This window comes from Actinoalloteichus fjordicus, from assembly GCF_001941625.1.
Lineage (GTDB): Bacteria > Actinomycetota > Actinomycetes > Mycobacteriales > Pseudonocardiaceae > Actinoalloteichus_A > Actinoalloteichus_A fjordicus.
Window position 1 is genome coordinate 4,530,008 of sequence record NZ_CP016076.1, and the last position, 13,965, is coordinate 4,543,972.

The following is a 13,965-nucleotide window of genomic DNA, read 5'->3' on the forward strand; positions in this document are numbered from 1 at the left end:
AAAAGGAGCCCCCGCCATGTCGCGGCTCCTCCTTCCCCTGTCTTCTGTCTGCCCGGCCTTCGATCAACGCTGACCACGGTGCCGAAGTCCCGTTCTCAGTCAGCTCCTCGGGAATCGTCGGGCGCAGGCTTCGGACCATCCGTCGTACCGACCGCCAGGTCGTCGTATCTGGTTCTCGGGGTCGCCGGGGTGCCGGCGAGATACCCGGCCCTGGCCATCGCGTTGCCGCCCACGGCTGCGGTGGCGAGCTGGATGAGCAGGGCGAGCCCGAGTTTCAGCGCGTTCTCCAGAGTCGGGAAGTGCAGGAGTAGTCCTAGCAGAAGCAGGGCGGTGCCGAGACCGGCCGCGATGCTGACCCCGCTCAGGCGAGAGTAGAAGTCGGGGAGGCGCAGCAGCCCGAAGGCGCCCACGGCGAAGACGACCCCGCCGAGAACCATGGAGATGACACCGAGAACGTCCAGGATCGGGCTCATCGTTTGCCTCCCGCGATCAGACGCGCCAGTGACAAGGCGGCGAGGAATCCGACGAGTGTGCAGGCCAGGACGATGTCGATCACCAGTTCGGTCTCCAACCGCAGACCGAGGAGAGCGACCAGGCCGACGAAACCGAAGAAGATGACGTCGGCGCCTGCCGCGCGGTCGGCGCTCGAAGGACCACGGAGGATGCGGTAGGTGGCGATGATCATGGCCAGGACGACTGCGCCGAGGCCGATGTCGATGACGGTCATGCCGGTCCCCCGCTCGTGGTTCGCCGGGACGCGGGAAGGCGGTCGGGCGCACCGTTGCGGCGGGTCACCGCCAGGAGACGGTCCTCCATCGCGTACAGCTCCTCCCGGAAGGACTCGCGGTCGTCGACGTACATCCCGTGCACCCAGAGTGTCGCGGGACGCCTGCGGGTGGCGACCGTCACGGTCCCCGGTGTCAGGGAGATCATGTTGGCCAGCATCGTGATCTCCAGATCAGTGGTACATCGCAGTCGGACTTCCACGAAGGCGGGCGTCGCCCGGCTGCCCGGTGTGAGGATGTCGAGTGCGACGGTGGTCGAGGACTTGACGACCTCGAGCGCGTAGTAGAAGGGAAACCGCAGCAGGCGGGTCAGCCATCGCAGCTGTGAGGTCATCGGTTCGTCACCGCCTCGAGATAGGCGGCGGGGTCCAGCAGTCCGGACGCCGCCTGAGCACTGAGATCGAGCAGGACCTGACCACCCAGCCCGATGCAGAGCGTGGCGGTGGTGAGTACCAGCGCCGGGAGTAGAACCGCGGGCCGCACCTTCGGCCGGAGGGTCGGTCGAGCCGGGGCCGACACCCCTCCCGTCGACGGACTGCTCTGGACTTCTCGACCCGACCCGCCGTCCGAGTCGGGCTCCGCGCCCCAGAACGGCCCGCCCCAGATCTTGAGCATCGACATCAGGGTGATCAGGCTGACCGCCACCGCGACGGCGGCGACGATCCACTGTCCGTCCTCGATCGTGGCGCTGACCAGGGTGAGCTTGGCGACGAACCCGGAGAACGGCGGCAGTCCTGCCAGGGACAGCGCGGCTCCCATGAACACCAGTGCCAGCAGCGGCTCACGGCGCGCGATACCGCCCAGACGGTCCAACCGGTTCGTCCCGTAGGCGTCCTCGATCGCTCCAGTGGACAGGAACAACGACGCCTTCACGATCATGTGATGGATCAGGTAGAAGATTCCGGCCATCAGTCCCAGCGGAGTGAACAGCGCGACGCCGAGCAGGATGTAGCCGATCTGGCTGATCATGTGGAAGACCAGGATGGATCGGGTGGTGTTCTCGCCCACCGCGCCCAGCACGCCGATGAGCATGGTCGCGGTGAAGGCGACCAGGCCGATCCACAGGTAAGTGGCATCGCCTTCGAAGAGCAGGGCGTACAGACGGTAGATCGCGTAGATCGCGACCTTGGTGTGCAGCCCGGAGAACAAGGCGGTCACCGCAGGCGAGGTCGCGGGATAGGTGCGGGCCAGCCAGCCGTGCACCGGCACCACCGCCGCCTTGATCGACAGGGCGAGCAGGACCACCGCCATCGCCGACGCCACCAGCGGCGACTCTCGGGCCGCCCCGATGAGTTCGCCCAGGTGCACCGTGCCCGCCACGCCGTACACCAGGGCGACGCCTGCCAGGAAGATCGTGGAGGTGAGCAGATTGACCGTGACGTAGATCCGTCCACCCCGCAGGCTGCGCAGCGCTCCGGCCATCGCCAGCAGGCCGTAGGAGGGCAGCAGCATGACCTCGATGAAGACGAACAGGTTGAACAGGTCACCGGTCATCAGCGCCCCGTACACCCCCGCCGAGAGCACCAGGACGAGCGGTCCGAAGAATCGGGCCCGGTCCTCACCGGTGGCGACGGCGAACGCGGAACAGGTCACGGTGAGCAGCGCGGTGGTCGTCACCATCAGGGCGCTGAACACGTCGACGACGAACGGGATCGCGATCCCGTCCTGCCAGAGCCCGATGTTGTGCGCGTAGACCGAGCCGTCGCCCGTGGCCTGGATCAGCAGGGCACCGGCCACCAGCGCGCCGAGGTTGGGTGCAAGCAGCAGGACCCTGCGCAGCCACCGAGGGCCGGACACGACGGCGAGCAGGGCGGCGCTGATCAGCGGCACCATCACGACGAGCGGCAGCAGCGCGGCGTTCATGAGGCGTCCTCGGTGTCGTCGTCGCTGCCGGTGGCGGCGAGAGTCAGCATGTAGATCGTGATCGAGAAGGCGATCACGATCGCGGTCAACACGAATGCCTGTGGGAGCGGATCCGCCGCAGCCTCCGGCGAGCCGAAGGACAGCAGCGGCTGGTCACGCCGAGACGTGCCGCCTGCCGACATCAGCAACAGGTTCACCCCGTGTCCGAGAAGCACGAAGCCCAGCACGATGCGGACCATGCCGCGTTGCAGCATCAGGAAGACCGCACCGGCGATCAAGGCGCCGATCGTGATCGCGAGCGTCATCGGGAACCTCCAGTCGCGGGACCGTTCGACGGCCGACCTGTCGCGGCGCGCCGCCCTCGGGAACCGGTGCGGCCCCGCGAGCCGGAGCGGACTCCCGCCGTCTGCGGCTGCCGCAGTCCCAGATGGTTCAGCGCCGTGAGCAGCACACCGATGACCGCGAGATAGACGCCGACGTCGAAGACCAGGGCGGTGGTGAAGTGGAAGTCGCCCCAGGGCATCCCGATGTCGGCATGCAGTGGCCGCAGGAAGGAGCCGTCGAAGTAGCCCAGCAGCCCGGAGCCTGCCGCCACGACGATCCCGCCTGCGATGAGCCCCGGCGACGAGAGTCGGATACGGGCGGCCGATTCACTCGCAGCCGTCAGATAGACCAGCGCGAACCCCGCCCCTCCGACCAGCCCGGCGATGAAGCCGCCGCCGGGCTCGTGATGCCCCCGCAGGAGCAGGTAGAGCGACCAGAGCACCAGCAGCGGCATCAGCCACCGCGCCACGGTCCGCACGATGACGGTGTTGTCGTCGGCGTTCCAGACCGCACTGCTCGGAGGGACCTTCGCTTGTCGTTCTCCGCCGCCGGAGATCAGACCGCTGGAGTTCAGCACTGAGATGATCACCAGGCCTGCGACGCCGAGGACCGTGAGCTCGCCCATCGTGTCCATCGCCCGGTAGTCGACCAGGATCGTGTTGACGACGTTGGTGCCGCCGGTGTCGTCTTCGACCTGGGAGAGGAAGTACTCCGCAGCCTGTGAGAGCTCCCGGCGACCGGTCATCAGATAGGCGGCCAGGCCCGCGCTGAGTCCGGCCCCGATGGCGATTCCGGCGGTCAGCACCGTCCTTCGCCGGGTCGCGCGATGGAATCTCCGGGGCAGCCGCCGCAGGACGAGCACCGCGACGACGACGGTGAGGATCTCCACCAGCACCTGCGTCAGCGCGACGTCGAACGCCCCGAGGAACAGGAACCACAGTGCCACCGTGAAACCGGCCACGCCCACCAGGACCAGGCCCGCCAGCCGCGAACGGGTGATGGTCGCGGAGAGGACTGCGGCGACCACCAGCACCACCAGGAACCAGTCCAGCGTCCGTGACGTGGGTGCGGTGAAAGATCCGAAGTCGAGGTTCGCGGCGGCGACGACGGCGGTGAGACCACCGATCAGCACGATCGGCACCGCCAGGTGTCGCGCTGGCGAGTCGCTGCGGGTGAGATCTCCCACCCGGACGCCCAGCGCGATCACGCCTCGGTACAGCAGCTCGAAGACCGCCGTGCCCGAGGCGGGGAAGAACCGGCGGCCCGCCAGGGCTTCACCGGAGGCCGACCGCCAGGTGAGGAGCGCGCCCAGGCCGATGGCGGCGGCCGACATCCACAACGCCGCGTTGAAGCCATGCCACAGACTCAGGTCGGCGTACCCGCTTCCGGGTGCGGCGTCGACCGCTACCCGGTCCGCCAGCGGATTAAGCCACGGAGCGCCCAGACCGAGGAGTAGACCGCCGACGACGGCCACGGCAGGCGCGGCGAGAAACCAGACACCGGCCTCGCGAGGCGATGGCTCGTTCGGCGGGCCGCCAAACACTCCGACGACGAAGCGGAACGCGTAGGCGAAGGTGAACGCCGCCGCGATCACCGCTCCGACGCCCACGGCCGGGCCCGCCCAGGCAGGCCCCGGTGCTTCCAGCAGCGCGTCGAACAGGCTCTCCTTGCTCACGAAGCCGAGGAAGGGCGGTATCCCCGCCATCGACAACGCGGCCAGGCCTGCCACAGTCGCGGTGACGGGCATGGCGGCACGCAGACCGCTGAGTCTTCGGATGTCTCGGGTACCGGCTTGACGGTCGATGATGCCGACCGTCATGAACAGCGCCGACTTGAACAAGGCATGTGCCACGGTGTGCACGGCCGCTGCGATCAGCGCCGCAGGAGTACCGATGCCGATCACCATGATGAGGAAGCCGAGCTGGCTGACGGTCGAGTACGCCGCCAGCTCCTTGAGGTCGTGGCGCTGCAGCGCGAAGACGGCACCGATCAGTGCGGTGACCAGACCCACCGAGATGAGTCCGAGGTTCCACACACCGAATTCGCCGAACGCCGCGGAGAAACGCATCGCGACATACACCCCGGCCTTGACCATCGTCGCGGCATGGAGATAGGCGCTGACCGGGGTGCTGGCCGCCATCGCGTCGGGCAGCCAGTAGTGAAAGGGGAACTGAGCCGACTTGGTGAAGACCGCCAGCATCACCAGCAACGCGACCACGGTCGCGAAGCCGGTGTCCTGCATCCAGGACGTGTCGGCCAGGACGGCGCTCAGGCTGCTGGTCCCGGTCCGGACGATGAGCAGGACGACTGCGGTCAGCAGCGCCAGCCCGCCCAGCGCGGTGACGAGGAAGGTGCGCACCGCAGGACGATTCGCCGACGGCCCGGACAGGCCGATCAGGTAGAACGAGCAGATCGTGGTGAGCTCCCAGAACACGAAGAGCAGCACCAGGTCGTCAGCCAGCACCAGACCGGTCATCGCCGTGGCGAAGGCCGTCATCAGGAAGTAGAAGCCACCCCGCCTGCCGGGCGGGAAATACCGCGTCGAGTAGGCGATGATCAGAGCGCCCACCGCGAGCACCAGCATGCAGAAAAGCCAGCCGAGGCCGTCCATCCGCAGTTCGAGGTTCACGCCGATCGCGGGCATCCAGGGGCGCGAGAACTCGAGCGTGCCGCCCTCGACGAGGACGTGCCGTCCCTGAACTGCGACGACGACTGTCAGGGCCGCGAAGACGGCCGCGATCGGCCAGCCTGCCGCACGGCCGAGCAGGCGGTTGAGCAAGGGTGTGCTCAGGGTGGTGAGAGCGAGCGCAACCACCAACACGACCAGCAACACGCCATGGTCCTTTCACGATTCATCGCCACGTCTTCGTCATGGGGGTGCGGGTGACGACGGCCCACCGCCGTGAGTATCAGCGCCTACGGCGCCGAGAACCGACGAGGGAGAAGGGACCGCACGGCAGACATACCTGGCAGCAGGTGACGCTCGCGCGATCAACCAGACGAGGAGGGGGAAGACGACTGCGGGACTGAGATCAGCGAGATCCCGGCGGGCACGCGCTCAGTTCGCCGTGGGCGTTGGTGCCCCACGACGTGGTGTAGCCGTTGGTGCCCGGCGGAAGACCGTGGTCGACCGGCAGTTTGTGGGGTTCGGCGAAGCGGCTCCGCCGCAGACTCGAGGACCGAAAAGCAGGCATCCCGAGCGCGCCCCCCAGAGGGTGGGTGCTGCGGCTGCCCGGCAGGCCGGTGCCATCGCACCGACGACCGACGCTCTCGATCACTGCCCCTCCCCTCACGAAGTGTAGAAGTCGTCAAGAACGTATCAGACGACATCCGGAGTCCTGGCTGGCACGATCTCCCCTTCTGGATGACCTGATGGTCGCTCGCACGGGTGAGAAGCGTTCGACCGAGTCCGAGGTCACCGGCACCGACGACGACACCGCTGCACCTGTGAGACCGGTATCACTGCTCGCGAGAACGTCAAGCCCCGGTGCGCTGCCCTCGTGTGCGCCGTGGATCGATCATCGACTCTCCTCGACAGGTGGGCGATGCAGGTCCGGGGCCGGACGTCCCGGCTGCCCCTTCCAGGCGGCCGAGAGACCGTCGGTGCTGGTGATGCCATCGGGACAGGAGAAGTCAGACGCCGAGATCTCGTCGCGCATGGCCGACGGTACCGATGGCCGCGAGGACGAGCGCGATCACCGAGGAGACGGCGAGGCCCGTCCAATCCGGCGGAGTGTGGGGTACCGCGGCAAGGTGCGCGAACGGCGAGAGGTCCCCCACCCACGCCGGGGCACCCGTGCTCTGCGCCAGGACGTCGAGCAGAAAGCCGCCGACGGCAGGCAGACAACCGACCACGAGGACCGCCCGTGGAAGCCACCCGAGTGCCGCCGTCGCCGCGCCGATGCAGAGCAGGGCGACGGGCACCAGGTTGAGTGCGCCGGCAAGCGCCTCACCCACTCCCAACGGTGCCTGGACGATGCGGGTGCCCGCCCACATCGCGAGACCCACCACGGCGAGCAGCAGCAGAACGCACGCCAGGGTGACGGCGAGCTCGACGGCCACGAGTCGCTCTCGGGATGTCGAGGTGGCGAACAGGGGAACCGCACGTCCACTGCGCTCGTCCTGCCGCATGGCAGCGATGCGCGTCGCGGCGAAACACCCCACCGGAATCGCGAACAGGGTGAACATCGTCGCGGCATAGCCGGTGGTCGCATCCAGGAGACCAAAGCCTGCTGCGGCGGCCAGCTCGGTGAAGCGGGGACTGCCTGCAAGGAAGTCGGTGATCGAGACGGCAAGCAGCCCGATCAGTCCGGCGAAGGCGGCCAAGCCGACCGTCCAGCCCGTCATCGGGGGCAGTACCCGCCGGATCGCGAACCCGGCGAGCGACCCGAGGAACATCATCCGGGGGGATCGTCGGGCTGTCAGCCGGAGCAGGCCCGTACCGGCGTCGCGCATGCGTGCAATGACGACCGCACTCGCCGCGAGCAACACCGGCATCAGGAACAACACGAGGAGCGGAGCGGGTCGATCATGCGCGTAGGGACCGAGTTCACCGACGAGGCCGAACGGCGTGAACCACCGCAGCCAATCCAGCTCCTCCGCTCCGTCGGCGACCATCCGGGCCATCATCGACGCAGTCAGCAGACCGACTCCCAGCCCGGAGGCGGCGACACGAGTGGGAAGGATCTGCGCACACAGCGCGCCCGCTGAGGCGAACCCGACGCCGACCCCGACGAGGCCTGCCGCGTACAACACCGAGCCGACCACCGCCGTGCCCGAGAACACGAGCGTGCCCGCGAGGACCGTTCCGATGACGGCAAGGCACCCGACAAGTACCGTGAGCGACAGGACCACTTGGTCGACCCGGGTCGTCTGCCCTGCCAGGAGCAGGTCCGAATGCCCGGCCTCCTCCTCGCCCCGCGTGAGATGTGTCGCAGTCACACACGCCCAGACCCCGACCAGCACGGCGAACACCGTGCCCGTGCGCCAGACGGTGAAACCGCCCGGATCATCCAGTGCCACCGGGTCGCCGAAGAGGATTCGAATCGCCGGATTCTCCGTCAAAGCTGCCAACGCCTGGGCGTCCAGCACCCCGGCGAACATGGTATGGAACTGGCCCGCCACCAGCCCCGAGAGCCCTGCCACGACGCCCAGCACCACGAGCGCGCTGCGGCGAATCTGCTTGAGATGCAGCGCGGCGATGGCGCAAAGAGCCCGCCGCCGGACCGGGCGCGACGTCGATCGCAGTGCGGTCCGCTCCGCCGAGGTCATCGATCCCGCTCGCCGTAGTAGTCGAGGAAGATCTCCTCCAGCGTCGGTTCTCGGACCTCGATCGTCTCGATCTCCGCCGATGCCAGTGCGCGCAGCGCCGGACCGGCGGCGCCGGACAGGGTGAAGCGCAGTCGGGAGCCGCCGAGAACCTGGGTTTCGAGCACACCGGGCGTCCGTGTCAAATCGGGCGGATCGCCCGTGAAGGAGACTTCGACCTCCGTACGTCGGAGCCTGCGCAGCTCCGCGATCCGAGCCACCTCCGCCAGGCGACCGGACCGCAGAATCGCCACCCGATCACAGAGTGCCTCGACCTCGTCGAGCAGATGGGAACTCAGGAACACTGTCTGGCCTCGGTCTCTGGCCTCAACCACGCATCGACGGAACTCGCGGTCCATCAGCGGATCGAGACCGCTGGTGGGTTCGTCGAGGATCAACAGCGGTGCCCGAGTGGCGAAGGCGGCCACGAGCGCGACCTTCTGCCGGTTGCCCGTCGAGTACGTCGCCGCCGCCCGGTCCAGGTCCAGAGCGAACCGGTCGACCAGGACCTCTCGATAGGCGAGGTCTGCCTCGGGGCCGGTCCGTGCGAGCAGGTGGAGGATCTCAGCACCCGTCAGCGAGGGCCACAACGCCACGTCGGCAGGCACATAGGCCACATGCCGATGGGCCCGACGAACATCCCGGACGTCGTCACCGAACAACGACGCACTGCCTGCCGAGGCACGCACCAGGCCGAGCAGGAGGCGGATCGTCGTCGACTTGCCCGCGCCGTTGGGCCCGAGAAAGCCGAAGACCTCACCGCGCCGGACGGTCAGCGAGAGGTCCTCCACCGCCGTCGTCCGCCCGAAACGCTTGGTCAGCCCCCGTGCATCGATCGCGAGCGGCTCCGAAGAGCAGGCAGGACCGTGGGAAGCAGCCATGAGGTTCCTCTCGACGACAACGCTCAGACGTTGCCGACCAGACTTCCCGGCGCACCAGGCGGAACGGTACTCCCCTGATCTTCAGGCAGTCCACCCCGACCTGGACAGACCCTATGGTCAACCGCAGACAGCCCACCTCGTGGACCGAGACTCGCGCCACAGGAATGATCGTTGAGGCTGCGATGACACCGGCCATCCCGCCCTCGAGCACGTCCTCGGCGGACGGAGCCCATCTCCCTACACACCGACGGCCGACCACTGTCACGCCGGGTGAGCGGTTTCGCGACGGTTCCATCGGCTGAGGCGTCCTGTCGGTTCGCGGCCTCGGCGCCCCGCCGCGTCCCCGGGGACGTCGACCCAGACCAGGGGAGAACGCCGAAACGGCAGCGTCTCGCACCGCCGACGACCCGGCGGTAGCCGCCTGTGTCATAGCCACCGAGCTCTCTCACGTCAGCTCGGCGAACCGCTCGGTGTCGACGGCCTTCCCCGCCACGATGAGCAGATCACCGGCACGCACCACGGTCTCTGCTGTGGCGTAGCTGAAGCCCTCGCCCCGACGCTTGATGCTCACCACGGTGATCTTGTGCTTGGAACGGAGCTGAGCCTCGCCGAGCGTACGACCGACCGCCTCGGCCGGTGCGGTCGTCTTGACCATCGCGTAGTCGTCCTCGAACTCGATGTAGTCCAGCATGCGACCCATCACCAGGTGCGCGACCCGCTCCCCCATGTCATGTTCCGGCAACACGACATGGTGCGCGCCCACCCGTTCCAAGATGCTGGCATGCTGTCGGGAGAGCCCCTTGGCCCAGATGCTCGGAATGGCGAAGTCCCCGAGCAGCGACGTCGTGAGGATGCTCGCCTCGAGATCGGTCCCGATCGCCACGACCGCTCGATGGAACCGGTGGACACCGAGTTGGCGCAGCGCATCGTCATCGGTGGAGTCGGCGACAGCAGCATGGGTGACACGATCGGCATATCGATCCACGATCTTCGGATTCGAATCGATGGCGAGCACCTCCGTCCGCTGCCGCATCAACTCCATGGCGACGGAGCCCCCGAACCTGCCGAGACCGATGACGACTGCGCGATTGGTCGCATTGTCCTTCTTAGCCAACGATGGGTCGCTCCTCCGGTAGTTCGTAGCGCCGCGGCCGATCCCGCAGCGCGAGCGCTGCCGCGAGTGTGACGGGGCCGAGCCTGCCGATGAACATCAGTGCCGACATCAGCACCTGTGCGACGGGTGGCAGATCCGCGGTGATCCCGGTGGACAGGCCCACCGTCGCCACTGCCGAGATCGATTCGAACAGCACCTCGTCGAGGCTGAACGGCGTGATCGACAACAGCGTGATGGTGGTGACCATGACCAGGGCCACGCTCAACAGCGCGATCGTCAATGCCTGCCGCTGAACGCTGGACGCCAGCCTGCGTCCCATCAGGTGCACCGTGGGTTCGCCCCTGATCTCGGCCGCGATCACGAAGGCCAGCAACGCGAAGGTCGTGACCTTGATCCCCCCTGCCGTACTCGCGCTCCCGCCACCGATGAACATCAGCACGTCTTGCACGAGCAGGCTCGCCGACGTCATCTCGCCGACGTCGACACTGTTCAAGCCCCCGGATCGGGGCATCACCGCTGCGAAGAAGCCCGCAAGCAGCTTGGTGGGCACGCCGAACCCGCCCATCGTGCTCGCGTTACGCCACTCGCTAGCCGTGATGAACACGAAGCCGATCAGCAGCAACAGCGCCGTCGCCCCCAACGTGATCTTGGCGTGCATGGACCATCGGTGCGGGCCTCGGAGCCTGCGACCCACTTCGAAGAGAACCGGGAAGCCCAACCCGCCTGCGATCACCGCGAGGGAGATCGTCAGGGAGATCCACGGGTCGGCGACGAAGCGCGTCATGCTATCGCTGTAGAGCGAGAACCCGGCATTGTTGAATGACGCGACCGAATGAAAGATCCCCGAGTACACCGCGTCACCGGGTGAATAGTCATATGCGATCAGCAACCTCGCGGCGAGGACCACGGCGATGACCACCTCGAAGAGGAGGCTGAGCCTGATCACGCCGATGACGACTTTGCGCACGTCCCCGAGCTGAAGGCTCCGCGTCTCGCGCTGGGCGGTCAACTCCATGCCGAGCCCGAGCCTGCGGGACACCAGCAGCCCGAGGATTGAGGCCAGGGTCATGATGCCGAGCCCGCCTGCCTGAATGAGCACCAGGATGACGACCTGTCCGAAGGTGGACCAGTGCGATCCCGTGTCCACCACTGCCAGGCCGGTGATCGAGACCGCCGACGTCGCGGTGAACAAGGCATGAACGACGTCGGTGGGCTCCCGACTGGCGGCCGCGATCGGCAGGGTGAGCAACGTCGTGCCGATACCGATGGCCACCGCGAACCCGGCGACCACCGCGCGGGCGGGCCTGCCAGCAGGGGGAAGGAGGCGCCGCAGGCGACGTCGCCATGACCGTGGTCGTGCGTCCGCAGACTCGTGCGGGCCGCTCCGACTCATCGCATCCCTACGCCTCCCCGCGAGAGTCTCGCGCTGCCGCCGAGCAGGAGGTGGCTGCTCGATCCCCGGCCGAGCAGCCTAGCCCCTCACCGCTGGGCAGCGAAGTTGCCTCGCGCACCATCGATCGGCTCAACCATGGGGGCGGCCGGTACAGGTCAGCACCGCATGCGTACCGCTCGGTGCCTGCGGAGATGCGGAGGAGCGGGGACGGGCTCGTCGCGGGGCCGACGGCTGGGGCTCGCAGGCCTCCCCCGCGGGCTGCCGCGCTAGGCGCGGGTGGCGCGCGAGGCGGTGCGTCGGGCGGCGGGAAGCCGCACCGTGACGACGAGTCCGCCGCCGGGGCGGGGCATGATCGTCGACGTCCCGGCGTGCGCGCGGATGATGCTCTGCACGATCGCCAGTCCGAGGCCGACGCCTGCATGGTCGTCGTCGCGCAGGCGTTCGGTGCCGCGCTGGAACGGCTCGGTCAGGGTCGACACCCGCTCCGGGGACAGCGCGCTGCCCGTGTTCTCGACGCGGAGCACGGTCATCGACCGCTGCATCGCGGTGTGCACCGAGATCATGCCGCCTGCGGGCAGGTTGTGAACGATCGCGTTGTGCACGAGGTTCATCGTCATCTGGAGCAGCAGCGCCGCCGAGCCGACGGTCTGCGTCTTCTCCCCGCCGACGTCGATCCGGACACCGCGCCGCTCGGCGAGCGGGAACAGCGTCTCGACCGCCTCCTCCGCGACGAGGGAGAGATCGACGATCTCCCGCAGGAACGATCTTCCGTCGACTCTGCTGAGCAGCAGCAGCGCCTCGGTCAACTCGATCGCCCTGGTGTTGACGGTCTGGAGCCGGGCGATGAGCTCCTCGACGTCTCGGTCCGGATCGTTGCGCGCCACGTCGAGAAGCGTCTGCGAGATCGCCAACGGCGTGCGCAACTCGTGGGAGGCGTTCGCCGCGAACCGCTGCTGTTCCGCGACGTGCGCCTCGAGCCGCTCGAGCATCGTGTCGAAGACGTCGGCGAGTTCGCTGAGTTCGTCCTGCGGGCCCTCCATCCGGATGCGATGCGAGAGTGATCCGTTGGTGGCCAGCCGCGCGGCGTCGCCGATGCGGGTGAGGGGAGCGAGCATCCGCCCCGCAAGGAACCATCCGCCGATCAGACCGAGCACGAGCAGGAACAACAGTGCTGCGGTCGCCGCCGGGGCGAAGGCTCGCAGCAGATCCGACTGGTTGGGCACGAAGCCGCCCCGCGTGTTGATCGCGCGGTCGGGCACGTAGCGCAGCAGGAACACCCACACGACGGCGAGCAGCAGGACGCCTGCGACGACCAGGAAGGCCGCGTAGCTCAGCGTCAGCTTCAGGCGGACGCTGAGCCCAGGGCGTCTAGGCACGGGAACCGTCCGCCGCCCCCGGGTCGACGTCGGTGTCCATGCGATAACCCACTCCGGGGACGGTGGCGATCAACCACGGCTCGCCGAGTCGCTTCCGCAGCGATGAGACCGTGATGCGGACGGCGTTTGTGAAGGGGTCGGCGTTCTCGTCCCAGGCACGCTCCAGCAGCTCTTCCGCGCTGACGACTCCGCCTTCCGCCGCGAGGAGCACTTCGAGCACGGCGAACTGCTTCCTGGTGAGCGCGACGTACCGACCGTCGCGGAAGACCTCCCGGCGGAACGGGTCCAGGCGGAGTCCGCCGACCTCCAGCACCGGCGGCCGGGTGTGTGCCCGCCGACGATCGAGGGCGCGCAGCCGGAGCACGAGTTCCCGGAGCGCGAACGGCTTCGTGAGATAGTCGTCGGCGCCGAGCCCGAATCCGGATGCCTTGTCGTCGAGACGATCGGCCGCGGTGAGCATGAGGATCGGGATGCCGCTTCCGGAGCCGACGATCCACCGGGCGACCTCGTCGCCGGAGGGGCCGGGGATGTCGCGATCCAGCACGGCGATGTCGTAGGAGTTCACGCCGAGCAGTTCCAGCGCCGTGTCGCCGTCGCCCGCGATGTCGGCGGCGATCGCCTCGAGCCGGAGCCCGTCCCGGACCGCCTCGGCCAGGTAGGGCTCGTCCTCGACGATCAGCACACGCATGCGTGCAGGCTACGCAGCACCGCATATCGCGGGCATATCCAGAATCGGATACCTCCTGGCAACAGTGGGCGAAGTTCGCTGAATGGCATGAACGACAGCACACCCGCCCTGCTTAGAGCCTGTCTTCGGTCCCTCTCCGTCGTGAGCGGGACCGGCGTGGATGAGCTGCCAGGCGGAGGAGAGAGCCATGGCGGAGCCATGGTGACCGACGACAACGCCGCAGATCGCCACGCC

The 13,965-nt window shown here is 68.1% G+C and carries 12 protein-coding genes; all 12 read right to left on the reverse strand.

Annotation, left to right across the window (positions count from 1 at the left end):
- Window positions 1–95: 95 nt before the first annotated feature.
- The 12 genes from mnhG to UA74_RS19305 all read right to left on the reverse strand — a co-directional run bounded on the left by mnhG (window position 96) and on the right by UA74_RS19305 (window position 13,731).
- Complete coding sequence (mnhG, locus tag UA74_RS19245) at window positions 96–473, reverse strand: monovalent cation/H(+) antiporter subunit G (protein WP_075741505.1); 378 nt, start codon at window positions 471–473, stop codon at window positions 96–98.
- Entirely contained in the window at window positions 470–727 is a 258-nt protein-coding gene (locus UA74_RS19250) for a monovalent cation/H+ antiporter complex subunit F (RefSeq protein ID WP_075741506.1), read from the reverse strand. Before UA74_RS19250 ends, mnhG begins: the two co-directional genes overlap by 4 nt.
- Entirely contained in the window at window positions 724–1,119 is a 396-nt protein-coding gene (locus UA74_RS19255) for a Na+/H+ antiporter subunit E (protein ID WP_075741507.1), read from the reverse strand. Before UA74_RS19255 ends, UA74_RS19250 begins: the two co-directional genes overlap by 4 nt.
- Window positions 1,116–2,648: a monovalent cation/H+ antiporter subunit D family protein gene (locus UA74_RS19260; RefSeq protein WP_075741508.1), complete on the reverse strand. Its 1,533-nt coding sequence runs from the start codon at window positions 2,646–2,648 to the stop codon at window positions 1,116–1,118. The genes UA74_RS19255 and UA74_RS19260 overlap by 4 nt, the downstream gene beginning before the upstream one ends.
- Window positions 2,645–2,953, reverse strand: coding sequence for a sodium:proton antiporter (locus tag UA74_RS19265; protein ID WP_075741509.1), 309 nt, complete (start codon window positions 2,951–2,953; stop codon window positions 2,645–2,647). Before UA74_RS19265 ends, UA74_RS19260 begins: the two co-directional genes overlap by 4 nt.
- Window positions 2,950–5,805, reverse strand: a complete 2,856-nt coding sequence (locus UA74_RS19270) for a DUF4040 family protein (RefSeq protein WP_083683356.1) — start codon at window positions 5,803–5,805, stop codon at window positions 2,950–2,952. Before UA74_RS19270 ends, UA74_RS19265 begins: the two co-directional genes overlap by 4 nt.
- A gap of 800 nt (window positions 5,806–6,605) precedes the next feature.
- Window positions 6,606–8,243 carry an ABC transporter permease gene (locus UA74_RS19280; protein ID WP_075741511.1) on the reverse strand — a complete coding sequence of 546 codons (1,638 nt, stop codon included), beginning with the start codon at window positions 8,241–8,243 and terminating at the stop codon, window positions 6,606–6,608.
- Complete coding sequence (locus UA74_RS19285; RefSeq protein WP_075741512.1) at window positions 8,240–9,160, reverse strand: ABC transporter ATP-binding protein; 921 nt, start codon at window positions 9,158–9,160, stop codon at window positions 8,240–8,242. Before UA74_RS19285 ends, UA74_RS19280 begins: the two co-directional genes overlap by 4 nt.
- A gap of 445 nt (window positions 9,161–9,605) precedes the next feature.
- Window positions 9,606–10,274 carry a potassium channel family protein gene (locus UA74_RS19290; protein WP_075741513.1) on the reverse strand — a complete coding sequence of 223 codons (669 nt, stop codon included), beginning with the start codon at window positions 10,272–10,274 and terminating at the stop codon, window positions 9,606–9,608.
- On the reverse strand, window positions 10,267–11,547 hold the full coding sequence (locus UA74_RS19295) for a TrkH family potassium uptake protein (protein WP_232237335.1): 1,281 nt from the start codon (window positions 11,545–11,547) through the stop codon (window positions 10,267–10,269). Before UA74_RS19295 ends, UA74_RS19290 begins: the two co-directional genes overlap by 8 nt.
- A gap of 386 nt (window positions 11,548–11,933) precedes the next feature.
- Window positions 11,934–13,043, reverse strand: a complete 1,110-nt coding sequence (locus tag UA74_RS19300) for a sensor histidine kinase (protein ID WP_075741515.1) — start codon at window positions 13,041–13,043, stop codon at window positions 11,934–11,936.
- A complete protein-coding gene (locus tag UA74_RS19305) occupies window positions 13,036–13,731 on the reverse strand; it encodes a response regulator transcription factor (protein ID WP_075741516.1) in 696 nt (231 codons plus the stop codon). Before UA74_RS19305 ends, UA74_RS19300 begins: the two co-directional genes overlap by 8 nt.
- Window positions 13,732–13,965: the final 234 nt, after the last annotated feature.

What these genes read in the sequence shown, in the direction of transcription:
- mnhG (WP_075741505.1), bottom strand. Translation starts at nt 473, where the DNA reads ATGAGCCCGATCCTGGACGTTCTCGGTGTCATCTCCATGGTTCTCGGC.
- UA74_RS19250 (WP_075741506.1), bottom strand. Translation starts at nt 727, where the DNA reads ATGACCGTCATCGACATCGGCCTCGGCGCAGTCGTCCTGGCCATGATC.
- UA74_RS19255 (WP_075741507.1), bottom strand. Translation starts at nt 1,119, where the DNA reads ATGACCTCACAGCTGCGATGGCTGACCCGCCTGCTGCGGTTTCCCTTC.
- UA74_RS19260 (WP_075741508.1), bottom strand. Translation starts at nt 2,648, where the DNA reads ATGAACGCCGCGCTGCTGCCGCTCGTCGTGATGGTGCCGCTGATCAGC.
- UA74_RS19265 (WP_075741509.1), bottom strand. Translation starts at nt 2,953, where the DNA reads ATGACGCTCGCGATCACGATCGGCGCCTTGATCGCCGGTGCGGTCTTC.
- UA74_RS19280 (WP_075741511.1), bottom strand. Translation starts at nt 8,243, where the DNA reads ATGACCTCGGCGGAGCGGACCGCACTGCGATCGACGTCGCGCCCGGTC.
- UA74_RS19285 (WP_075741512.1), bottom strand. Translation starts at nt 9,160, where the DNA reads ATGGCTGCTTCCCACGGTCCTGCCTGCTCTTCGGAGCCGCTCGCGATC.
- UA74_RS19305 (WP_075741516.1), bottom strand. Translation starts at nt 13,731, where the DNA reads ATGCGTGTGCTGATCGTCGAGGACGAGCCCTACCTGGCCGAGGCGGTC.